The sequence below is a fragment of the Campylobacter sp. RM9328 genome (genome assembly GCF_012978615.1).
In genome coordinates this window covers 1-21,634 of sequence record NZ_LIWF01000016.1, presented here as the reverse complement: position 1 = coordinate 21,634, position 21,634 = coordinate 1, and the positions used below count along the sequence as shown (strand labels likewise).

Here is a 21,634-nt window from a genome sequence, read left to right as displayed (position 1 = left end):
TTTTAACGATAAATTTTAAATTTTTTATCTTTATATATTGACAAATCGCTAATTATCGATATATAATACGTAAAATAAATTACAAAAGGATAAGAATGCAAAGTTTATTTCAAGCATATATACTAAACAACGGCGTGGAGGTCAAAAACCGCCTAGTGGTAGCTCCCATGACACATTGGGGCTCGGACGCGAACGGACATATCACACACGAGGAGCATGAATTTATAAAAGGCAGAGCAGAGGACTTTGGTATGTTTATATCAGCGGCTACTCTTGTAACACACGGTGGCAAGAGCTTTGATTGTGAGCCCCACGCCATAGATGAAGGCGACTTAGAAAGCCTAAGCGAACTAGCAAATACTATAAAATCACAAGGCGCGAAGGCTATCTTACAACTTCACCACGGAGGATACACGGCTATACCTGAGCTAACAAACGGACTTGATGTGATAGCACCAAGCGCTATAAACAGCGCAAGAGAGATGAGTGCTGATGAGGTAGAGGCACTTGTGGTTGCCTTTGGTAATGCTACAAAACTAGCGATAAAAGCAGGTTTTGACGGTGTTGAGATACACGGTGCTAACGGATATCTTATCCAGCAGTTTTACTCAGCACAAAGCAACCTAAGAGAGGATAAGTGGGGTGGAAATTTACAAAAGCGTATGAAATTTCCACTTGCTGTGACTGATGCGGTTATCGAGGCTAAAAAGAGTCTAAACAAGCCTGAGTTTATCATCGGATATCGCTTCTCGCCTGAAGAGCCGGGAGATAACGGCATCACGATGAGTGAGACCTTTGCCCTTGTTGATGAGCTTTGCAAAAAAGAGCTTCAGTATTTACACATCTCGCTTCATGACTTTTTCGTTCATGCTAGACGCGGGGCGGATACAAACCGCACAAGGATAGAGCAAATCCACGAGCGCATAGGTGGCAAACTACCGCTAATAGGCGTTGGAAATTTACTAAGCAGTGAGGACATACAAAAAGCCGTGAGCCTAAAAAGCACTGAATTTATCGCACTTGGCAAATCAGTGATGATAAATCCAAACATGGCGACCCTACTAAAAAACGATGAATTTGATAAGATAGAAACCACGCTTGATGCAGATAAAAAAGAAGCTTGACTTCCTACCAAAGATCAAAGAGTAATGATGACGCAAACCGAACTAATCGAAATTTTTAAAGCCCTTTCAAACAAAACTAGACTAAATATCCTAGCGTGGCTTAAAAACCCTAGCGAAAATTTCCCGCCGCAAGGATGCCATTTAGAAGGCGAAGTGGATCTAAAAGGTGGCGTGTGCGTGGGAAGCATACAAGAAAAGGCGGGGCTATCGCAATCCACCATCTCATCATACCTTGATATGCTTTTAAAGGCGGGACTTTTAAAAGCACAAAGGCATGGCAAATGGACGTATTATAGTAGAAACGAGGAGATGATAAAAAGGCTAGCCGCCTACACTATCACTGAAATTTAGCTTCTAAACGGAGCTAAATTTTGATTAGTTATATCGGTATTTATAGATATATAGTAAAATAAATCAAAGGAAAAAATATGCATTATAACGGACCTATCGTTAGACCACCAACGCATGCTGATAGTGTATTTATAGAGACAACCGTGGTTGTTCGCACGATCAGTGCACCTTTTGTAACTTTTACAAAGGCTATCCATTTCGCGCTGCACCACTAAGTCAGATAGAAGAGGATCTAAAAGAGGCGTCAAAAATCCGCCCGAACGCTAAGATAATTTGGGCAAGTGGAGGCAATCCATACACGCTAAATACAAATAAACTACTCCAAATAGCCGAACTTTTTAAAAAGTATCTACCAAAAGCTACAACCACAACCTACGCGCATATAAAAGATATAAAAAAGAAGAGCTTAGAGGAGATAAAACAGCTTAAAGAGGCTGGATTTGTCGAGCTGGTTATCGGTGTAGAGAGTGCTGATGATGAGGTGTTAAAAGCGGTAAATAAGGGCTACACGGCGGCTGATGTCTTAGAGCAATGCACTAAACTAGAAGCTGCCGGTGTAGAATACGGGCTAATCTATTTAAGCGGACTAAGCGAAGCTGGCAAAAACCTACAAAGCGTGCGAACAAGCCTAAAAACCATAAACAAACTAAGCCCGATACGCATATACTATACAACCGTAGCCGTGGTGCCTGATACTAAGATGTATGAGGATGTGCGAAGCGGTAAATTTAAAGAGGCTGGCGAGCTTGAGCGCATAGAGGAGATGAGAGAATTTGTAGCGGGAACTAAGATAGAGACTGAAATTTACGCCCTTACTTCGACAAATGCGGTGCCTTTAGTGGCAAATATGCCTGAGGATAGGGATGCGGTTTTAGCTTATTTAGATGAAGTGATAGCAAATTTCACTGAGTTTGATGAGATAAAACTAGCAAAATCACGTGCAAAAATGACAAGAGTTTAAATTTAAAGGAGCAAAAATGAACGAGCAAATTTCTATAGTAGTCATCACAAAACCGGTAAATAGCGACATAAAAGTCGTAAAAGAGGTGATAGAAAAGGCGGTAAATTCTGCATTTAATGAGGCTGGGACGCTGATGTATGAGTGGAGCATAAACAGCGATGAGCTTCATGTTATCGAGCGATACAAGGATAAAGAGGCTGTTTTAGCGCATATAAAAAATTTAGCTAGTCTTGCGGATGAGCTACCAAAACTAGGCGTAACAAGTAAATTTTACATCTACGGTGAGGTTGGCGATGAGGTTAAAAAGCTTTTAGAGCCAAGAGGTGCTATATTTATGAGTAAGATAGGTGGGTTTATAAAATGAGAAAAATTTTAGCTGTTTTATTACTTTTAACACAGTTTGCGTTTAGTGCGGAGCTTAGATACTTTATGCAAAGCGAAAATTCGTCAAAATTTAGCATGCCTTACGGCGATAATGGCGGTAAATACGCTCAAAGCGGGGACGCTAAAATTTACTACGAAATTTACGGCAAGGGCGAGGTCGTAGTCGTGCTTCACGGCGGTGGGCTTGGCTCTATGTATGAGATGGGCGGATTTATCGATGAGTTAAAACAAAACTATCAAGTCATCGCCATCTCTACCCGCGCGCACGGCAAGTCTGACATAGGTCAAACTCCGTTTAGCTTGGAGCAAAGGGCTGATGATATCATGGCGGTTTTAAAGCATGCAAAGGTAGAAAAAGCCGTAAATTTGCTAGGATTTAGCGACGGTGGATATAGTGCGTATGCCTTTGGGGCAAAATATCAAAAAATGGCTAAAAAGCTAGTAACCATCGGTGCCGGAGAGGTTTTAGCTACAAACAAACGCTTTGTGTTTAAGCTAGATGAGTGGCGTGTGTATGATGCTAAATTTATAACGCAGCAAGAAGCTTTGATGAGCGAGCCAAAAAGATACGCCGAGTTTTTAAAGATGTATGAGGATATGTGGAACGGTGCGGTCGTTAGTAAAGAAATTTTTAGCAAAATTTCAGCTCACGTGCTTGTCATAAACGGACAAAACGATATGAACTCACACTTGCAAACGGCGGTAAATTCCTATCAGAGCTTGCCAAACGCTAGCCTAGCTATCATCCCTGACACATCACACCCTTGCTTTTTAGAAAATTTTGACGCTGCTTGGGCGGTGGTAAAGCCATTTTTGGCAAAGTAAATTTATAGGGCTAGTCCCCTATAAATTTCTCATATAAGATGTATCATAGACGCCGTCCATGCGTCTTTTGATATCGTCATGCCATGTGCTTGGCAAGACCTCAAGCGCTAAAAACCGCTCCATCAGTTCTAAATTTTCATTTGGCGCGTAAAATAGCCGATTTATTTGCATGATAGAAAGAGAATTTTGGGCTTTTACTACCCTTATCTCATCTCCAGCCTTGCAACTACCAGCCTTTAAGACCTCATAGTACCAGCCAGTGCGACCAGTTTTAAAAATTTCGCTTGCCATGTCTTCATTTAGCCAGCGTTTTGAGAGCTTGAAGCATGGCTTTCGTGGCTGAGTTACCCTTAAAACCAGTGTGCCTATCTGGTGTATATCACCAACACATACACTGTTCTCATCAAGTCCGCTTATGGTTAGATTCTCTCCCATGGCGCCAAATGGTAAATTTTTAAACTCTAAAAATTTCTCCCACTCTGCGTAGTTTTCATAAGAGTTGGCAAATATCGCCTTTTTCACCCCACCATGATGCTTTCTGTCAGCTACGCTGTCACCCACGAAGCCAAGCTCGCTAGCCTCTACCTCTCCCGCTTGTGCGACCTTAAACATCGCTGTTTTCCAAGGTTTATTTAAAGTATCTTTTGCAAGCTCAAAGCCGTAGTCTTTTACACCACCTATCAACAATGCCTTTAAAATCGCCATTTTTACCCTTTAAATAAATTTTAAAACCAAAACGAGATATTAAATTTAGATACGTAGGTTATTTGCGTGAGTTAATGCAACCGCTATAGCGTCAGTTATGTCAAGCGGCTTTATCTCTTTAGTTATACCAAGTATCTTTTTTACCATAAATGCCACCTGCTCTTTTTGCGCTTTTGCCTTACCGGTTACGGCTTTTTTTACTTGAAGTGGTGTGTATTCGGCAAATTCTCCATGAATTTGAAGTATCTTAAGACTTAGAGCACCGCGAAACTGTGCTAATTTTAAAACAGTTTTTGGATTATAAGCGAAAAATATATCCTCTATCGCCACAGCATCAAAGCTGTGATTTTTAAATATAACATCAAGTCCTTCGCAAAGTTCGGTGATTTGATATTGAAGAGTACTTGGTTTTATTTTGATTAGTCCCGCTTCTATTAAAGATGTTTTTTTCACTGTTTTTTCTATTATGGCATAACCACAATTTCGGCTTCCCGGGTCTATACCTAAAATTTTCATCACTGCCTTTTCAATATTTTTTCACTACTTATTCACGGTGTGAATAACTTCATTTCTTAATAGTTTAACAAACAATTTATTAATTTTAAGATAAAATATTTGGATTACGGATAAAAGGAAAAATTTGCTTGCAGATGAAGTTTTAAAGCTACTTAGCACAGAAATATCTCCCAATGAATACGAGTGCTATATAAAGCAACTAAAATTTAACGAAAAAGCCTCAAACAGCGAAAATATCGTATTTAACGCACCAAATGAACTCATCGCTAGATTTATTTCAACAAGGTATTCTGATAAGATAGCTCATATTTTTGAAGTAAAAACCGGCATAAAACCAAAAATAAACATAACACTGCAAAACAAAGCAAAATCAACAAAGCAAAATCAACAAGTTGATGTTAAACAGATAAAAACACAAAGCACACTACTAAATCCTTCATATAAATTTGAAAATTTCGTTGTGGGCGACTCAAACCAGTTTGCATATCTAAGTTGTAAAGCGGTTTCAGAACGCTTAGGCTCGGTATATAACCCACTTTTTATCTACGGCCCAACAGGACTTGGCAAAACTCACCTACTCCAGTCTGTAGGAAATTTTTGCATAAACAACGGTAAGGTCGTCATCTGTGTAACAAGTGAGCAGTTTATTACGGATTTTACTTATCATATTAATAACCATTCAATGGAGAGATTTCGCGAGAAGTATAGAAAATGCGATGTTTTACTCATCGACGATGTTCAATTTCTTGGAAAAACGGATAAAATTCAAGAGGAATTTTTTCACACTTTTAACGAACTCCACAGTAAAAACGGTCAGATAGTTATGACTTCAGATAAACCTCCAAAAATGCTAAAAGGCTTTGAAGAGAGACTTAAATCACGCTTTGAATGGGGGCTAATAGCCGATATAACACCACCTGAACTTGATACAAAAGTCGCTATCATCCAGAAAAAATGTGAATTTGATAAAATTTATCTAAATAAAGATGTCATAAACTATATCGCTACAAACATGGGTGATAATATCCGAGAAATCGAAAGTGCGATTATAAATTTAAACGCCTATGCAACTCTTATGAGACAAGAAATAACACTTGAATTTGCTAAAAATGTAATGCGAGATCAGATAAAAGAAAAACGCGAAAATATAAGCCTAGAAAACATCATAGAGATCGTTAGTAAAGAGCTAAATATAAAACCAAGCGATATAAAAAGTAAATCAAGATCGGCAAATATCGTAGAAGCAAGAAGGATCGCAATTTATCTAGTAAAAAATTTAACACCAAATTCTATGCCACAGATCGCAAGCTACTTTGGTATGAAAGATCATAGTGCAGTAAGCCATAACATCAAAAAGATAAACGAGCTAATAGAAAATAACGAAATTTTTAATCTTCGAGTGATCGAACTTAAAAATAAAATTCTAACAAAAGGATAAAAACAAAGTGAAATTTGTGAAAAACTGTGAAAAACTTTTTATAAATTTTCACACATTAAAATACCAAATAAAGGTAACCTTGAAAGGTTTTCACCTTTTAACGTTACCTACTAATGCTACTAAAATAAATTTAAAAATAAAAGGAAGTCTCATATGAAAGTCCTCATAAACAAAAACGTTCTTGAATCAATCGTAACAAACACAAGTCCGTATTTAGAAAAACGCGACTTAAGCGCTATAACATCACATATCTATATATCAGCAAAAAACGGAGTATTAAACATCCGTGCAACAGACCATGAAATAGGACTTGCATATAAACTATCAAACGTAAAGATAACAGACGAGGGATTTGCAACCGCAAACGGTAAAAAACTACTTGATATAATTAAAAGTCTAAGAGATGATGAAGTTACGTTAGAAACTGTTAATAACTATCTTTACATCAAACAAAAAAATTCAAAATACAAACTTCCTATGTATAAATTTGAGGATTTTCCAGAATTTCCAAGTATAGAAGGTAAGTCTAAATTTAATATAGATGCTGTAATGCTTGGACGAAGCCTTAAAAAGATACTTCCTAGTATAGATAATAATAACCCAAAATTTGAGCTAAACGGAGCACTTTTAGATATTAAACAAAACTACATAAACATAGTAGGAACCGATACAAAACGCTTAAGTGTATTTAAATTTGAAACCCCGACAGAAAATGAATTTTCTATAATCATTCCAAAAAAAGCTATAAATGAGATACAAAAACTATTTTTTGACAAGATTGAAATTTACTATGATGAAAATATCTTAATAGCTCAAAGTGCAAATTTCGAATTTTTTACAAAGCTCATAAACGGAAAATACCCAGACTATGAAAGAGTAATACCAAAAGAGATAAAAAAACGCCTTAAACTAAACAGAGATAAGATGATAGACGGTATAAAAACCATCTCTATGCTAAGCGATCAGATGAAAATGACTTTTTCAAGTGATAACATCACATTTGAAAGCATCATCGAGGACAACTCTGAGGCAAAAACAACGGTAGAGTATCAAACCGGACTTGATGAAAATTTCTCTATCGGTATAAGAAATAGATTTTTCATAGATTTTTTAACAAATATAGAAGATGATGAATTTGAACTTGGATTTAACGATAGCAACCTAGCTTTCGTAGTAAGTTCAAACGAACTAAAAACGGTTATAATGCCGATAAATTTATAATTAAGGAATTTTTATGCCAGATAAACAATACGACGCCGGTAATATTAAAGTTTTAAAAGGGCTTGAAGCTGTTAGAAAACGCCCGGGAATGTATATAGGAGATACAAATATCGGCGGTCTTCATCATATGATATATGAAGTAGTTGATAACTCTATAGACGAAGCGATGGCGGGTTACTGTGATACTATCGATATAGAACTTACACGCGAAGGAAGCTGTATAGTTTCAGATAACGGTCGAGGTATCCCTGTTGATATGCACCCTACCGAGAATTTACCAGCAGCAACGGTTGTCCTTACGGTTTTACACGCTGGTGGTAAATTTGATAAAGATACATATAAAGTTTCAGGTGGTCTTCACGGCGTTGGTGTTTCTGTCGTAAATGCACTTTCAAAAAAATTAGTAGTTACCATAAAAAGAGATGGAAATGTCCATAGACAAGAGTTTAGTAGAGGAGTTCCTACAACTGATCTAGGTATAGTAAAAACTACAAATCGCACAGGAACTTCGGTAGAATTTTGGGTAGATGATGAGATATTTGAAGTTACTGAATTTGATAGAGGAATTTTAGCAAAACGTTTTAAAGAGCTAGCCTATCTAAATCCAAAAATCACTATAAATTTTAAAGATCAAAGAGATGGATTTAGTGAAAGTTATCATTTTGAGGGTGGACTTGAAAGTTTCGTAACTGATATGAATAAGTCAAATCCTGTAAGTAAATCCGTTAGTTTTAGCGGTGCGGATGAAGATGTTGTAGTTGATTTTGCTCTAATGTATAATGAAACTTACTCTGAAAATTTACTAAGCTTTGTTAATAACATAAAAACTCCGGATGGCGGAACACATGAAGCAGGTTTTCGTGCCGGTTTAACAAGAGTTATTACAAACTATATCTCAGCAAATGCCGCAGCTCGCGAAAAGGACACTAAAATAACAGGTGATGATATTAGAGAAGGTCTTATCGCCGTTGTTAGTGTTAAAGTGCCAGAACCGCAATTTGAAGGACAAACAAAGGGCAAGCTAGGTTCAAGTTATGTAAAACCTATCGTTCAGAAAATGGTTTTTGAAGTTCTTTCAAAGTATTTTGAAGAAAATCCTATCGAGGCACGCGCTATAATGAATAAGGCTTTAATGGCGGCGCGCGGACGCGAAGCTGCTAAAAAAGCACGCGATCTAACTCGTAAAAAAGAGGGCTTAAGTGTAGGAACTTTGCCTGGAAAATTAGCTGATTGTCAAACTAAAGACGCTACTATAAGTGAGCTTTATCTGGTGGAGGGCGATAGTGCCGGCGGCTCTGCAAAACAAGGACGCGATAGAGTATTTCAAGCTATTTTGCCGTTAAGAGGTAAAATTCTAAACGTTGAAAAGTCACGTCTTGATAAAATTTTAAAGTCAGACGAGATAAAAAACATGATAACTGCGCTTGGATGTGGTATCGGCGAGGAATTTGACGCAGAAAAACTAAGATATCATAAGATCATAATAATGACCGATGCCGACGTTGACGGTAGCCATATCCAAACACTTCTTCTTACATTTTTCTTTAGATTTTTAAATCAAGTAGTAGAAAAAGGCTGCATTTATTTAGCTCAGCCACCTCTTTATCGCTACAAAAAAGGTAAAAAAGAAATTTATCTAAAAGATGACAAAGCTTTAAATGACTTTTTGATACAAACAGGTATTGAAGGTGTTGATTTTGAAGGTATAGGAAGTAATGATTTGATTGATTTTCTAAAAATCGTAGCAGCTTATAGAAGTGTTTTAAAAGAACTAGAGAAGCGCTTTAGTTTACTTTCTGCTATAAGATACACGATAGAAAATCCTGATATCATCGGCAAAAATTATCAACAAATGTTTGAAATTTTAAGAGATTATCTAGTAAAACAGGGATATAACATACTAAACTCTTATGTAAATGATGAGGAAATTAGAATTTATGTTCAAACCGAGAGCGGTCTTGAAGAGCTGCATATAAATGATAATTTATTTGCAAATCCACTATTTGAAGAGGCTCTTCATATCAATAAAAAAATTCAAGAACGCGAGATGAATTTTGGTAAAGATGTTCTTGAAATTCTTGATGAGATAGAAAAAAATGCCAAAAAAGGCGCGTATATCCAGCGTTATAAAGGTCTTGGTGAGATGAATCCTGAACAACTTTGGGAAACAACAATGAACCCTGAAAATCGCCGTTTATTACAGATAAATATAAATGATGCACAAAGTGCAAGCGATACGTTTAACTTATTTATGGGCGATGAGGTTGAGCCTAGAAGAAACTATATACAAGATCACGCTAAAGACGTAAAACATCTTGATATTTAAAATTTAGTTTTTCTTGAGTGTATTAAGGTAGTCGGTAGAATTTAATAAATTTTACCGATTTTAAGCTTGAGATTTTAAAGATATAAAATTTTCTAAAAAGGGAAAAAATGAGTGAAGAGATGAGATACGGCGAGCAAATTTTAAAGGAATTTGATGTAGAGCGCGATCTTGAAGTATGGGAAAATAAACAAGAACGAGAATATATGATAAAGATAATATTACCGGAGTTTTGCTGTCTTTGTCCACGTTCTGGATATCCTGATTTTGCGACGATTTATTTAGAATACATACCAAATAAATTAGTCGTCGAGCTAAAAGCTATAAAATTATACATAAATAGCTTTATGAATAGAAATATCAGCCATGAAGATAGTATAAACGAAATTTATACTGTTTTAGAGAAGAAATTAGAACCAAAATACATGAAAATAACAGGGGACTTTAACCCTCGCGGTAATGTTCATACTGTTATCGAAGTAAGTTCACAAAGCTTTTTAAAGTCAGTCGAAAAACCTCGTAAAGAGGAGCAAGCTTATGAATTTAAAGATAGAGGTGATAACAAAAGAGCCGGTGCTAGACGTATAAGCGAGCGCGAAAGAGATAGATCAAGAGATGATAAAAGGGGTAATTCAAGAAGCTTTTCTTCTGATAGACCATCAAGAGGTTTTAAAAGTGACGATAAACCAAAACGTGCTCCAAAAGACGGCTTTAGAAAGATAAGCTTTGAGGGTGATAAAAAGCCTAGGATTGTTAAAAAGGACAAGTAAGTGATAAGTTCAAAACTCATAGAACATATCTTTAAGTCAGCCTCAATATCCCGGTGGAATGACTATCCGAAGATGACGAATTTAGTTGAGCTTGATAAACAAGCACATAAATTTATCATCGCTTATTTCATCGCGAAACTTGAAAAAGATGTAGATATGAACTACCTAATCGAAGCCGGGATATTTGAATTTTTATCTCGTGTTGTAGTGACGGATATCCGTCCGGATGTGTTTCATCACATACAACGAACTAAAAAAGAGCAGGTAAACGCTTGGGTTTTGAGTAATCTTGAAAAATTAGTAAATGATATCGAAGGTGGAGAATTTCTAACAAGGCTTAGAAATTTTCTAAATGGCGAAGATAAGGGGCATGAAAAAGAGCGACTTATCCTAAAAGCAGCCAGTTATCTCGCTACAAGATGGGAATTTAGTATCGTTTATCAGACAAGTCAGTTTTTAAGTGATATAGATGAGTTAAAACGCAAGGTTGAAGAGGAGATGGAGGATTATTACGAGCTTATAGGAGTTCGTAAGATCGCAATGAACCAAAAACTAGCGCGTATAGTAGATCTTAGTGGTAGACTTCGTTTTCAAAAGCGCTGGGCACAAACTCCTCGCATACCAGAAACCGCGGTTTTAGGGCATATGCTTGTAGTTGCGATTTTGAGTTATTTTTACTCGTTAAAAGTCGGAGCTTGTAAAAAAAGAATTGAAAATAACTTCTTTTGTGCACTTTTTCACGATCTACCAGAAAGTCTTACTAGAGATATAATAAGTCCCGTAAAATACGGCGTAAAAGGCTTAAATGAGATAATTAGCGAATACGAAATAAGACTTATAGATGAACAAATTTTACCTTTTATACCGGATAATTTTAAAGACGAATTTAGTTATATACTTGGCATACGTGAAGAAAATGGTAAATTTATTAAAGATGAGTTTGAAAATCGCACATTTGAGAACAAGATCATACCGCATGAAGGCACTATGGAAAATGTAAATGAAGATAAATTTAATGCCATAGATGGTAAAGCTTTAAAATACTGCGATAAATTAGCAGCTTATATAGAAGCTGGTATGTCTATAAGTTATGGAGTAAAATCAAAAGAACTAATAGATGGTTTTAGAAAAATGTATAATAATTTTAGTGAAAGACCTAGGATAGACGGAGTTGATTTTCTAAAAATTTGTGTGGATTTTAACGGATATTTTGATCTAAACCCCCTCTCAGATAACTGCGGCACACACTAAAGCCAAGTGCTCTGCTGTGTTCCCACCCTGAAGCGGTGCTTGAAAATAGCATTGCACAGGTCTAAGAAGGAGCGGCTCACATTATACTAAAAAATACTTAAATTCTAGTAAAATAAATTTTATTAAATACTTCCAATAAGCTTAAATTTGTTACTCTTAGTTTTAGTAAAATTTGTTTTATAGTCCATTTAGTAAATTTTAACGACTTTAATTTGAATAAGATGTATAATATACGCTTTATTTTCCGGAGGTAAATTTTGAATATAAAAGGTGACGTAACCGGTGGTTTGACTGCTGGCATTATTGCGCTCCCTCTGGCTCTTGCTTTTGGTATAGCAAGCGGTCTTGGGGCTAGTGCAGGTCTTTGGGGTGCATTGGTACTTGGATTTTTCGCGGCTATTTTTGGTGGAACAAAGATGCAAATTTCAGGTCCTACAGGTCCTATGTCTGTTGTCGCAGCTGCGATAGTTTTTAACTTTAAAGGCGACATGGGTTCTGTCATGGCTGTCTTTGTTTTAACGGGTATTTTTCAGATAATTTTTGGTGTTTTAAAGCTTGGTAAATTTGTTAAATATATACCGTATTCTGTTATTTCGGGATTTATGAGTGGTGTTGGTTTTATCATCATTTTACTTCAGATAAATCCGATGTTAGGTTCAAGTAGTGTCGGTAATACACTAAGTGCGATAGAGTCTATTCCGCAAGCGATCGCGGATATAAATTTTACAGCATTTTATTTCGCCGTAGCTACACTTTTGATACTATATCTGACACCTAAGAAAATTTCGCGTATACTCCCTACTCCGCTTTTAGCTATCATCGTACTTACACCGCTTTGTATGATACTTAAAGCCGATGTAGCAACTATCGGCGAGATACCGCTAGGACTGCCTAAATTTATCGTTCCTAACGCAGATATGGCTCTTATGAGCTCTATCTTACTTTATGCCCTTATGCTTGCTGTTCTTGGATCTATTGATTCGCTTTTAACATCTCTTGTAGCAGACTCTATAACAAAGAGCAAGCATAGTCCAAATAAAGAGCTTATCGGTCAAGGTATAGGCAATGCTTTTGTAGGATTTGTAGGAGGAATTCCGGGTGCCGGAGCTACGATGAGAACGGTTGCAAATATAAAAGCCGGTGGCGAGGGTAGAATTTCAGGCGTTGTTCATGCTCTGTTTTTACTATTTGTAGCTTTGGTTTTTGCTCCTGTTGTAGCTTATGTTCCGCTTTGTGTTTTAGCGGGAATTTTGATAAAAGTAGGTATTGATATACTTGATTATCGTTTGTTAAAACGTATAGCATTTATACCGCGTAAAGACGCTACTACTATGGCTATCGTATTTTTACTCACTGTTTTTGTGGATTTGATATTTGCGGTTGCTATCGGCGTAGTTTTAGCCTGGTTGTTTTACTCTACAAACATCCCTAAACGCAATAAAAAATTTAATATCACAGTTTGCGAAGAAGAGGAATTTAAAAGCGTTAAGATAACAGGTCCGATGTATTTTGGTACAAGCTCTAAAATAATGAGAAATTTAAATAGAAATTTAAATACAAAACACATTAAGATCGACTGTAGGAAAGTTACTTTTATGGATATTTCCTCAGTTTATGCACTTGAGGATTTTATAGATAGCGTTGATGAAAATGCCACAAAGGTAAGTATTATTATCGATGAGAGGTCATTTTCAGGTAGATCACTAAATGAATTAAAATATATATTAAGAGATAACATCGATCCAACTTTTGCCGAAAACGACGATGAGTAAAATTTAAATGTGTTTGCCTTTACGACAAACACATTTTTTGATTATTTTGCTAGATTAAATATTTCTGTGATAGCTTCTTTTGTATAAAGTTCGCTCATGCCCCAATCTTTAGCATTTTGAACTGCAACTTTAATAGTCTCTTCTAAAACTTCACCTTCTATATTAACTTGCTTTAAATTTGTAGGAGTATTTATCTTTTCAAACCAAGCCTTAAGTGCTTCTATGCCTTCATCAGCTGTTTTTAGACCGAAAATTTCACGTGCAAAGCGCTCAAATTGCTCTAAATTTCTATTCTTATACCACTTCATCCATGCAGGCATTAAAACACTAAGTCCGGCACCGTGAGCACAGTCTACAACAGCACTCATTGCGTGTTCTATCATGTGATTTGGAAAATTAAAACCACCTACTCCAACGTGTGTTAGTCCATTTAGTGCCATTGTAGCAGCCCAGGCAAACTCCGCACGCGCATCATAATCATTTGGATTAGCAAGTAAAATTTCAGTCGTTTTTATGATTGATTTGATATTTGCCTCAACTTGCATTTTAACAAGATCACAATGAGAAGTTGCGGTAAAATAAGCTTCAATAGAGTGTGCTATAACATCTGAAGCGCTATAAACTAGGTATTCTGGTGTAACAGTAGCTTGAAGCTTAGGGTTGATGATAGATACCTTAGGATATAGACAAGGCGCATCTATCGCGTATTTTTGTTTAGTGTTTTCGTTTGTTACGACACCGCCTTTGTTCATCTCACTGCCAGTTGCGGCGAGTGTTATGATATCAAAGATTTTAAGTGCTTTTGTGGGTTGTTTACCAGTGAAAAAATCCCAAACATCGCCGTCATAACAGGCACCTGCAGCAACTGCTTTAGCACTATCTAACACAGAGCCGCCGCCGACTGCTAGCACACTGTCTGCGCCAAATTCTTTTGCCACTTTGATAGCTTCGTTTACTTTACTTAAAACAGGATTTGACTTAATACCGCCTACAGCCGTAAATTTAATACCTTTTTGGCCTAAACTTTTTATAACTACATCATAAAGACCGTTGTTTTTAACACGCTCTGAACCGTATAATATAAGTGCCTTTTTAGCACCGAAGTCAGCCATGTATTCGCCGATATTTTGCTCTTTATCTTTACCGAATTCTATTCTGACTGGGTTGTGGAAACTAAAATTTTGCATATTTTCTCCTTTAATAATTTTAAGTCATTATAGCGTTTTAGTAAAAATAAGTGTTAGCATGATCCTCCAAATTCCTTGCCTAATTCTCCAAAATTTACAAGGTAAAAGGATTTATATAAATTTTTAAAAATTTCGTAGTTTTATGTTAAGTTTAGAAGTTACTTTTGAGATATCAAAGTTATTTTTTGGCTCTTTTAAATTTCCTAAATTATCACCGGTATTTAAAAAATTTTGCAAGAAATAATCCCCTCTATAGCCTTTTTCATATAAAATTTCAGCCATGTTTGAGATATCATCTTCGTTTAACAAATCAGAATGAACCGTTGTTCTAACTTCAAAATTAAAATTTATACTAATTAGGTATTCAAGCGTTCTAGTAAACTCAAAATATAAATTTGAACCTGTAACTTTACGATATTTTTGTGCGTGAGCTTTAAAATCAAGTGCGATGTAGTCGATTAAATTTTCATCTATAGCAGTATTTAAAATTCCTAAATTCGTGCCGTTTGTATCTACCTTTAGACTAAAGCCGCGTTTTTTAACTTCGCGTGCTAAATTTAAAAACGAACGACTTATAGTGCACTCTCCACCACTAAAGACTATGCCGTCAAGTTTATTGATGCGTTTATCTAAAAAAGCGCAAAATTCTTCTTCATCTATCTTGCCTTTGTCTAATACAATGGGTGCGTTGTAGCAGTAAGCGCAACGTAGGTTACACCCGGCAAACCACGCGATAGCAGCGATTTTGTCGGGGTAGTCAAGTGTTGTAAACGGTGTGATGCCAAAGAGTGCCGGGTTAGACGATGATATCATTAAATTTATTTGCAGCGACTTAGTCTTTCAAGAAATTTAACTCTCTCTTTATGCTCACCCTTTTTACCAAGGTTAAAGCTTTCTACAGGGCGATGATAGCCCATTACTCGCGTATATACCACACATCTTGTTCTTTTATCTTCGTTTTTGGCTAAAATTTCAGCGTTATTCATTTTATATCCTTTATTTTGATTTTTCTTTTTTAATTATCTCTGCGTCGCATATCGGGCAGAACTCATGTTCGCCGGCTATATATCCGTGTTTATCACACACGCTAAATACAGGCGTTATAGTGATATAAGGAAGTTTGTAGTTTGTCACGATATTTTTTACTAAATTTTTACAAGCTGTAGCCGAGCTAATGCGCTCTTTCATATATAAGTGAAAGACTGTTCCGCCGGTATATGCACTTTGTAACTCGTCTTGTAGGTCAAGCGCTTCAAATGCATCATCGGTAAAATTTGCAGGAAGTTGAGTCGAGTTTGTATAGTAGATATTTTCGTCCATTCCGGCTTGGATTATATCAGGATAGCGCTTTTTATCCTCTTTTGCAAATCTATAAGTCGTTCCCTCTGCAGGTGTGGCTTCGAGATTGTAAAGGTTGCCTGTTTCCTCTTGGAATGAGCGAATTTTGTCTCTTAGATAATTTATCATCTCAAGTGAAAACTCACGACCGTATGAGGTGGCTATATTTTCGCTATCGTTTGTGAAATTTCTTAGTAGTTCGTTCATACCGTTTATACCTATGGTGCTAAAGTGGTTGTTAAAATGGCTTAGATAACGAGCTGTATATGGATAAAGCCCGCGATCATACATCTCTTGGATAAATTTACGCTTTTTCTCTAGTGTTGATTTAGCAAGGTTTAAAAGATATTCAAGTCTTTTATATAAAGCTTCTTTATTACCTTTATTGTTATATCCTAAGCGTGCTAAGTTTATCGTAACTACGCCGATACTTCCAGTCATCTCGGCACTTCCAAACAATCCTCCGCCACGTTTTAAGAGTTCGCGTAGGTCAAGTTGTAGACGACAGCACATTGAGCGAACGTGTCCCGGTTTGTAAGCGGCGTCGTTTGGCACGCGGTTGCCGTTTTCATCGGTAGTGTATTGAGAGCCGACAAAATTTTGAAAGTAGCTTGATCCCATTTTGGCAGTATTTTCAAAAAGTATTTGTGCTACTTCGCTATCCCAGTCAAATTCTTCTGTTATGTTTACGGTAGGTATCGGAAATGTGAATGGTTGTGAGTTTTTATCACCCTCGGTTAAGACTTCATAAAATGCCTTATCTATACGTGCCATTTCAGGCATAAAGTCGCCGTATGTCATATCTACAAGTGTGTTTCTACCACGTTCTTTTGCACGTCTTAACGCATCTTCGTCATTGAAATTTTTAAACAAATGCTCATCGTTTGCGGTAGGAATTTGTGCTCTTAGATCCTCAGGACATGTGATATCTATGGTAACGTTTGTAAATGGACTTTGACCCCAGCGTGCCGGAACGTTTAGGTTAAATATAAAGCTGGTAATTGCTTTTTTTATCTCTGTGTCACTTAAGTTATCTTTAAATACATAAGGAGCAAGGTAGGTGTCAAAGCTAGAAAATGCCTGCGCTCCTGCCCATTCGCTTTGAAGTATGCCTAGAAAATTAGCCATTTGACTTAGAGCTTCGCGGAAGTGTTTTGGCGCTCTACTTTCTACGCGTCCTCTAACTCCATTAAAGCCTTCGTTTAACAAGGCTCTAAGCGACCAACCGGCGCAATATCCGGTAAGACAATCAAGATCGTGGATATGATAGTCACCGTTTCTATGGGCTATGCCCTCTTCTTTGCTATAAACAGCATCAAGCCAGTAGTTTGCGATGACTTTACCGGCGGTGTTATTGATAAGACCTGCGTTAGAGTAACTAGTGTTTGAATTTGCAGAAATTCTCCAGTCGGTACCGTTTATATACTCATTTATGGTCTGGGTAGAGTTTATGTATGTTGTATCTTCATTTAGTCCTAAGATTTGTTCGCGTTGGAGTTTATGTGTGTGACGATAGAGCATAAAGCTTTTAAGCACATCAAAGTATCCGGCTTCAAAAAGCTCTTTTTCTATCGCATCTTGGACATCTTCAACTGTTATCACTTCTGATTTTTGAAAGATATCTTGAACTACGCTTGTAAAAATTTTTTCGTCATACTCTCTGTTTTCGCTCTTAAAAGCCTTTTTTATCGCATCGACAATCTTATATGCAACAAACTCTTGTCTAGTTCCGTCTCGTTTTAAAATTTCTTTCATAGCTGACCTGAATGGGGAATTTGATACTCGAAGTATAGGCGAAGATAGCTTAAAATCAAATTGAGATAATTGCTCTTATTTGATATTTTTTATCATAAAAGACAAAAAAATTTCATTTTAAATATAAGTTTATAAATTTATATATTATCGTTAAAATCACACTTTTAATAACAAATATAAGTTTATATTTTAAGCTATAAATTTAATATTATTTCTTAAAGTTATAACCTTAATATTTGTTATATTAATTACAAAAATTTAAGCAAAATCCTCTGCTCTCAATTTCTAAGCTTTATAAATATCATAGATATAGCCTTTAGAGTTATTTAACAGTTAATTTTATCATATCTTCTTTTGTTATTCTAAATTTTATCCAGCCGCTTTGCTTTTTAGCACCTAAATTTTCATAAAATTTAATGCTTGGTTCATTCCAATCCAAGCACTCCCACTCAAGACGCCCGTAACCCTCTTGTTCGCAAATTTCTGCAAGCTCTTTTATCATCGCTAGCCCTACTTTTTTGCCTCTAAATTCAGGTTTTATATATAAATCTTCCAAATATATCCCGGCTCGTCCTAAAAATGTGGAAAATGAGTAAAAGTATATCGCGTAGCCTACTATTTTATCGTCGTCACTAACTGTTACTAACGCGTTAGCTAACTGTTTTTCAAACAAATGTGAAGTAAAAACAGCCTCGTCTATGTCTACTTGATCTGACATATTTTCATACTTGGCAAGCTCATTTATAAGCGATATTATCGCGTTTACATCTTCTTTTTTAGCTTTTCTTACGATCATTTTTATCCTTTTAAAATTTTAGCTTTTGCGCTAACGCTAATAATCTTTAACTCATATACGTTAGTTATTTTTAGAGATTGTGTTATAGCTACGTCAAATGCGTCCATGTATTTTGGAGTGTATTTTTCACTAAGTAGTCTTAATGCTTTTATCTTTGTTTCATCATCATTTATAAGATAGGCTTTAGTTTTTGCGATAGCGCTTTTGTATTGTGTTGTAAATACATTTGCAGCCTTATTATCTTGTATCATTTGTTTCACGCACTCATTGCTAAATTCCGGCACTTTTACATCAATTACACAAACTAACTCTACATCCTTGCCGTCTTTAAATAGTTTAGCTTTGTTTCCGCCTTTTGCCCCGTGAATGTAAATTTTATCCTCTTTTCTTACGATAGATATGGGCACGGAAAAAATTTCATCATCATTTATATACGAGATGACACCATACTGACAATTATCAATTATATCGTAAGCCTCGTTTTGGCTTAGCTCTCTATCTTTTCTTCTCATTTTTATCCTATCTTAAATTTGGGTAGATTATAACGCAAGCCCCGATCAGTGCTATTAGTGCACCTATGAGGTCGAATTTATTGAAATTTTGTTTTTCTATAAAATTTAACCATAAAAGTGAGCAGATGATATAGATACCGCCGTAAGCTGCATAAGCGCGTCCTGCAAATTCGCTTTGAACTTTTGTTAGTGTATATGCAAAGATAATGAGTGCTACAACTCCCACTCCAAGCCAAATGAAATTTTTAGAATTTTTAAAAAACTGCCAAAACGCAAAGCAGCCTAAAATTTCAAAAAATGCCGCTATGATGTATATGAGAATTTCCGTTAAAATAGCCATCATATGCCTTATCCGTTATTTAAATCCCAGTCTATTGGAGCTAACGAGTTAGCTAACAGGTATTTGTTAGTTTGAGAAAAGTGTTTGCATCCAAAAAACGCTCCACGCGCTAACGGGCTTGGATGAGCTGCTGTTAGTACTAAGTGTTTGTTAGTATTAATGAGTGGAATTTTAGCTTTTGCGGGATTACCCCAGAGTAGAAAGACTATATTTTCTCTCTCTTTACTGAGTGTTTTTATAACTGCGTCTGTAAATATCTGCCAGCCAAAATTTGAGTGGGAATTTGCCTGTCCTGCATTGACACTTAGGCTAGTGTTTAGCAGTAAAACACCCTGTTTTGCCCAGTAAGTTAAGTCGCCTGAATTTGGCTGTCGGATACCAAGGTCATCATAAATTTCTTTATAAATGTTAGCAAGACTAGGAGGCACGCGGATGCCATCTGGCACGCTAAAACTTAAGCCCATTGCCTGCCCTGCTCCATGATAAGGGTCTTGTCCTAATATCACGACTTTGACATCATTAAACGGCGTTAGATTAAATGCGTTAAATATCAAATTTGAAGGTGGATAAACAGTAAAACTAGCTTTTGCTTTTAGTAAATTTGCCTTTATCTCACCAAAATAAGGTGCCAAAAACTCATCCTTTAAAGCCTCTTTCCAGCTTTGCTCGATCTGTACTTTATTTATATCAATTTGCATATTTCCTCCAAAATTTACCTCTCAATCATACCCAAAATCGTCTAAAATTACCCATTTTTAAAAATAAATCCATTTATTTAACAGTGGCAGAATTTATAAAATTTAAACCAAAATAGCTAAAATGAAGTATCTTTTTATACTAAACATTCAGTCTTATAACGGCGCCGATGTAAAGGGCAGTATGGACATACTTTCGAATTGGTTATGGAGTGCGATAAGATACTAAGTTTTTAAAATTTCGAATGTCGTTTTAGTAAAATTTATCGCTGATATAGTTTATTATTTTTGAAATTTATGATAAAAATAGTCGGTGTTTTATCAAATTTGGGCTATTTTTGATTATTAAAATAAAATAACAATAAACATTATCAATAAATTTTATTATTTACTTAATTTAATTATTTAGATACAATTAAAAATATTTTTTAAGGAGATAAGATGAGACAATACGAAACATATAAATGTGAAAAATGTGGTAACGAAGTTGAGGTTCAACAAGTCGGTGGTGGAAAACTAAGCTGTTGTGGCGAAGAAATGAAGTGTATAACCGAAAATTTAACCGCGATAAATTTAATGAAAGCCTTTGCAGGCGAATCACAAGCAAGAAACAAATACGAACTTTACGGCGATCTTGCTCGTGAAGCCGGTTATCACGCTATCGCAAGACATTTTTACGAGGCAGCCGAGAATGAAAAGTGGCATGCAAGAGCAGAATTTAAAGCATATCACGAGCTTATGAACGATCCGATCGATAAGATGGATAAAAACCTACTAGATGCTGCAGCAGGCGAAAACTACGAACACACAACCATGTATCCTGGCTTTGAAAGTATTGCTAAAGAGGAGAAATTTAACGATATCGCAAGACTTTTTAGAGCTATCGGCAAGGTTGAAGTAGAGCATGAAAGAGAGTATTTGGCTCTTAAAGATATGCTTGAAAAAGAGGGCTTTTTCGAGAGCGAGGATGAGGATATCTGGGTTTGCGAAGTGTGCGGACACGTTCACCGCGGCAAAAAAGCCCCTGGAGCCTGTCCTTTATGCAAAGCTTCAAAAGAGTATTTTAAACGCGAATTCCTAGGCTAAAAGCTAGAGTTTGGCTCGTTTTGAGCCAAACTCTTCTTAAGCATAACTACATAAATTTCGACCCAAACTTTGCCACAAGCCGTATAAATTTTTAGTGATATCAAACTGTATTTAATTGTTTTGTAGGATTAGGCAAAGAATTTGGAGGATCATTCTAACGGTCGGCATTAAATTTCAGCTACAATACCCATAGATTTTATTAAGTAATTTATATTATATGGCACTTATCTTTTATATGAAATTTAGGTGAATAACGCGTAATAAAAGGATAAATTTTGATAGAT

The 21,634-nt window shown here is 36.1% G+C and carries 21 protein-coding genes, 1 other RNA gene and 1 pseudogene; 12 read left to right on the top strand and 11 right to left on the bottom strand.

Annotation, left to right across the window (positions count from 1 at the left end; all coding sequences use genetic code 11):
- The first annotated feature begins 95 nt into the window (after positions 1-95).
- The 5 genes from CCAL9328_RS09540 (at position 96) to CCAL9328_RS09520 (ending at position 3,645) form a co-directional block, all read left to right on the top strand.
- Positions 96-1,124 (top strand): NADH-dependent flavin oxidoreductase, encoded by a 1,029-nt coding sequence (locus CCAL9328_RS09540; RefSeq protein WP_170000520.1) that lies wholly within the window; start codon positions 96-98, stop codon positions 1,122-1,124.
- A 27-nt stretch (positions 1,125-1,151) separates the two neighbouring features.
- Positions 1,152-1,475, top strand: coding sequence for an ArsR/SmtB family transcription factor (locus CCAL9328_RS09535; protein ID WP_169938133.1), 324 nt, complete (start codon positions 1,152-1,154; stop codon positions 1,473-1,475).
- 127 nt (positions 1,476-1,602) lie between these two features.
- Positions 1,603-2,436: a radical SAM protein gene (locus CCAL9328_RS09530; RefSeq protein ID WP_170000531.1), complete on the top strand. Its 834-nt coding sequence runs from the start codon at positions 1,603-1,605 to the stop codon at positions 2,434-2,436.
- A 16-nt stretch (positions 2,437-2,452) separates the two neighbouring features.
- Positions 2,453-2,800: a putative quinol monooxygenase gene (locus CCAL9328_RS09525; RefSeq protein WP_170000519.1), complete on the top strand. Its 348-nt coding sequence runs from the start codon at positions 2,453-2,455 to the stop codon at positions 2,798-2,800.
- Positions 2,797-3,645 carry an alpha/beta fold hydrolase gene (locus tag CCAL9328_RS09520; RefSeq protein ID WP_170000518.1) on the top strand — a complete coding sequence of 283 codons (849 nt, stop codon included), beginning with the start codon at positions 2,797-2,799 and terminating at the stop codon, positions 3,643-3,645. Before CCAL9328_RS09525 ends, CCAL9328_RS09520 begins: the two co-directional genes overlap by 4 nt.
- Before the next feature lie 18 nt (positions 3,646-3,663).
- Here the strand turns inward: CCAL9328_RS09520 and CCAL9328_RS09515 are convergent, their stop codons facing one another.
- On the bottom strand, positions 3,664-4,350 hold the full coding sequence (locus tag CCAL9328_RS09515) for an MOSC domain-containing protein (RefSeq protein ID WP_170000517.1): 687 nt from the start codon (positions 4,348-4,350) through the stop codon (positions 3,664-3,666).
- A gap of 45 nt (positions 4,351-4,395) precedes the next feature.
- Positions 4,396-4,866 carry a crossover junction endodeoxyribonuclease RuvC gene (gene ruvC, locus CCAL9328_RS09510; RefSeq protein WP_169972337.1) on the bottom strand — a complete coding sequence of 157 codons (471 nt, stop codon included), beginning with the start codon at positions 4,864-4,866 and terminating at the stop codon, positions 4,396-4,398.
- Between the two features lie 124 nt (positions 4,867-4,990).
- Between ruvC and dnaA the strand changes: the two genes are divergently transcribed.
- From dnaA to CCAL9328_RS09485, 5 genes and pseudogenes are all read left to right on the top strand, one after another.
- Positions 4,991-6,304, top strand: coding sequence for a chromosomal replication initiator protein DnaA (gene dnaA / locus CCAL9328_RS09505; RefSeq protein WP_170000516.1), 1,314 nt, complete (start codon positions 4,991-4,993; stop codon positions 6,302-6,304).
- Positions 6,305-6,457: 153 nt separating this feature from the next.
- Positions 6,458-7,525 (top strand): DNA polymerase III subunit beta, encoded by a 1,068-nt coding sequence (gene dnaN, locus CCAL9328_RS09500; protein ID WP_170000515.1) that lies wholly within the window; start codon positions 6,458-6,460, stop codon positions 7,523-7,525.
- Between the two features lie 13 nt (positions 7,526-7,538).
- The gene (gene gyrB / locus CCAL9328_RS09495) at positions 7,539-9,851 is read left to right on the top strand and encodes a DNA topoisomerase (ATP-hydrolyzing) subunit B (RefSeq protein WP_170000514.1); all 2,313 of its coding nucleotides are present in this window, start codon (positions 7,539-7,541) and stop codon (positions 9,849-9,851) included.
- 107 nt (positions 9,852-9,958) lie between these two features.
- Positions 9,959-10,618 carry a preQ(1) synthase gene (queF, locus tag CCAL9328_RS09490; protein WP_228026632.1) on the top strand — a complete coding sequence of 220 codons (660 nt, stop codon included), beginning with the start codon at positions 9,959-9,961 and terminating at the stop codon, positions 10,616-10,618.
- Positions 10,619-11,836 (top strand): annotated as a pseudogene (locus tag CCAL9328_RS09485) (HD domain-containing protein); the annotation flags it as partial.
- Between the two features lie 3 nt (positions 11,837-11,839).
- On the opposite strand, the gene ffs reads toward CCAL9328_RS09485, so the two are convergent.
- Positions 11,840-11,937: signal recognition particle sRNA small type (gene ffs / locus CCAL9328_RS09480), an RNA gene on the bottom strand.
- 189 nt (positions 11,938-12,126) lie between these two features.
- On the opposite strand from ffs, the gene CCAL9328_RS09475 reads away from it, so the two are divergent.
- Positions 12,127-13,641, top strand: a complete 1,515-nt coding sequence (locus tag CCAL9328_RS09475; RefSeq protein WP_169972339.1) for a SulP family inorganic anion transporter — start codon at positions 12,127-12,129, stop codon at positions 13,639-13,641.
- 41 nt (positions 13,642-13,682) lie between these two features.
- On the opposite strand, the gene CCAL9328_RS09470 is transcribed toward CCAL9328_RS09475, so the two are convergent.
- From CCAL9328_RS09470 to ung, 8 genes are all read right to left on the bottom strand, one after another.
- Complete coding sequence (locus tag CCAL9328_RS09470; protein ID WP_169938116.1) at positions 13,683-14,828, bottom strand: iron-containing alcohol dehydrogenase; 1,146 nt, start codon at positions 14,826-14,828, stop codon at positions 13,683-13,685.
- Positions 14,829-14,951: 123 nt separating this feature from the next.
- Positions 14,952-15,641 carry an anaerobic ribonucleoside-triphosphate reductase activating protein gene (locus tag CCAL9328_RS09465; protein WP_169938114.1) on the bottom strand — a complete coding sequence of 230 codons (690 nt, stop codon included), beginning with the start codon at positions 15,639-15,641 and terminating at the stop codon, positions 14,952-14,954.
- A gap of 5 nt (positions 15,642-15,646) precedes the next feature.
- The gene (nrdD, locus tag CCAL9328_RS11210; RefSeq protein WP_169938112.1) at positions 15,647-15,814 is read right to left on the bottom strand and encodes an anaerobic ribonucleoside-triphosphate reductase; all 168 of its coding nucleotides are present in this window, start codon (positions 15,812-15,814) and stop codon (positions 15,647-15,649) included.
- 10 nt (positions 15,815-15,824) lie between these two features.
- A complete protein-coding gene (locus CCAL9328_RS09455) occupies positions 15,825-17,921 on the bottom strand; it encodes a ribonucleoside triphosphate reductase (protein ID WP_169938110.1) in 2,097 nt (698 codons plus the stop codon).
- Between the two features lie 322 nt (positions 17,922-18,243).
- Positions 18,244-18,717 carry a GNAT family N-acetyltransferase gene (locus CCAL9328_RS09450; RefSeq protein ID WP_170000513.1) on the bottom strand — a complete coding sequence of 158 codons (474 nt, stop codon included), beginning with the start codon at positions 18,715-18,717 and terminating at the stop codon, positions 18,244-18,246.
- 2 nt (positions 18,718-18,719) lie between these two features.
- Positions 18,720-19,229, bottom strand: a complete 510-nt coding sequence (locus CCAL9328_RS09445; RefSeq protein ID WP_170000512.1) for a pyridoxamine 5'-phosphate oxidase family protein — start codon at positions 19,227-19,229, stop codon at positions 18,720-18,722.
- Between the two features lie 7 nt (positions 19,230-19,236).
- Positions 19,237-19,569, bottom strand: coding sequence for a YnfA family protein (locus CCAL9328_RS09440; protein ID WP_169972342.1), 333 nt, complete (start codon positions 19,567-19,569; stop codon positions 19,237-19,239).
- An 8-nt stretch (positions 19,570-19,577) separates the two neighbouring features.
- Entirely contained in the window at positions 19,578-20,267 is a 690-nt protein-coding gene (gene ung / locus CCAL9328_RS09435; protein WP_169938102.1) for a uracil-DNA glycosylase, read from the bottom strand.
- A 438-nt stretch (positions 20,268-20,705) separates the two neighbouring features.
- Here ung and CCAL9328_RS09430 point away from each other — a divergent pair, with 438 nt between their 5' ends.
- The gene (locus CCAL9328_RS09430; protein ID WP_170000511.1) at positions 20,706-21,350 is read left to right on the top strand and encodes a ferritin family protein; all 645 of its coding nucleotides are present in this window, start codon (positions 20,706-20,708) and stop codon (positions 21,348-21,350) included.
- Positions 21,351-21,634: the final 284 nt, after the last annotated feature.

What these genes read in the sequence shown, in the direction of transcription:
- CCAL9328_RS09540 (WP_170000520.1), top strand. Translation starts at nt 96, where the DNA reads ATGCAAAGTTTATTTCAAGCATATATACTAAACAACGGCGTGGAGGTC.
- CCAL9328_RS09535 (WP_169938133.1), top strand. Translation starts at nt 1,152, where the DNA reads ATGACGCAAACCGAACTAATCGAAATTTTTAAAGCCCTTTCAAACAAA.
- CCAL9328_RS09525 (WP_170000519.1), top strand. Translation starts at nt 2,453, where the DNA reads ATGAACGAGCAAATTTCTATAGTAGTCATCACAAAACCGGTAAATAGC.
- CCAL9328_RS09520 (WP_170000518.1), top strand. Translation starts at nt 2,797, where the DNA reads ATGAGAAAAATTTTAGCTGTTTTATTACTTTTAACACAGTTTGCGTTT.
- CCAL9328_RS09515 (WP_170000517.1), bottom strand. Translation starts at nt 4,350, where the DNA reads ATGGCGATTTTAAAGGCATTGTTGATAGGTGGTGTAAAAGACTACGGC.
- ruvC (WP_169972337.1), bottom strand. Translation starts at nt 4,866, where the DNA reads ATGAAAATTTTAGGTATAGACCCGGGAAGCCGAAATTGTGGTTATGCC.
- dnaN (WP_170000515.1), top strand. Translation starts at nt 6,458, where the DNA reads ATGAAAGTCCTCATAAACAAAAACGTTCTTGAATCAATCGTAACAAAC.
- gyrB (WP_170000514.1), top strand. Translation starts at nt 7,539, where the DNA reads ATGCCAGATAAACAATACGACGCCGGTAATATTAAAGTTTTAAAAGGG.
- queF (WP_228026632.1), top strand. Translation starts at nt 9,959, where the DNA reads ATGAGTGAAGAGATGAGATACGGCGAGCAAATTTTAAAGGAATTTGAT.
- CCAL9328_RS09470 (WP_169938116.1), bottom strand. Translation starts at nt 14,828, where the DNA reads ATGCAAAATTTTAGTTTCCACAACCCAGTCAGAATAGAATTCGGTAAA.
- CCAL9328_RS09465 (WP_169938114.1), bottom strand. Translation starts at nt 15,641, where the DNA reads ATGATATCATCGTCTAACCCGGCACTCTTTGGCATCACACCGTTTACA.
- nrdD (WP_169938112.1), bottom strand. Translation starts at nt 15,814, where the DNA reads ATGAATAACGCTGAAATTTTAGCCAAAAACGAAGATAAAAGAACAAGA.
- CCAL9328_RS09455 (WP_169938110.1), bottom strand. Translation starts at nt 17,921, where the DNA reads ATGAAAGAAATTTTAAAACGAGACGGAACTAGACAAGAGTTTGTTGCA.
- CCAL9328_RS09450 (WP_170000513.1), bottom strand. Translation starts at nt 18,717, where the DNA reads ATGATCGTAAGAAAAGCTAAAAAAGAAGATGTAAACGCGATAATATCG.
- CCAL9328_RS09445 (WP_170000512.1), bottom strand. Translation starts at nt 19,229, where the DNA reads ATGAGAAGAAAAGATAGAGAGCTAAGCCAAAACGAGGCTTACGATATA.
- CCAL9328_RS09440 (WP_169972342.1), bottom strand. Translation starts at nt 19,569, where the DNA reads ATGGCTATTTTAACGGAAATTCTCATATACATCATAGCGGCATTTTTT.
- ung (WP_169938102.1), bottom strand. Translation starts at nt 20,267, where the DNA reads ATGCAAATTGATATAAATAAAGTACAGATCGAGCAAAGCTGGAAAGAG.
- CCAL9328_RS09430 (WP_170000511.1), top strand. Translation starts at nt 20,706, where the DNA reads ATGAGACAATACGAAACATATAAATGTGAAAAATGTGGTAACGAAGTT.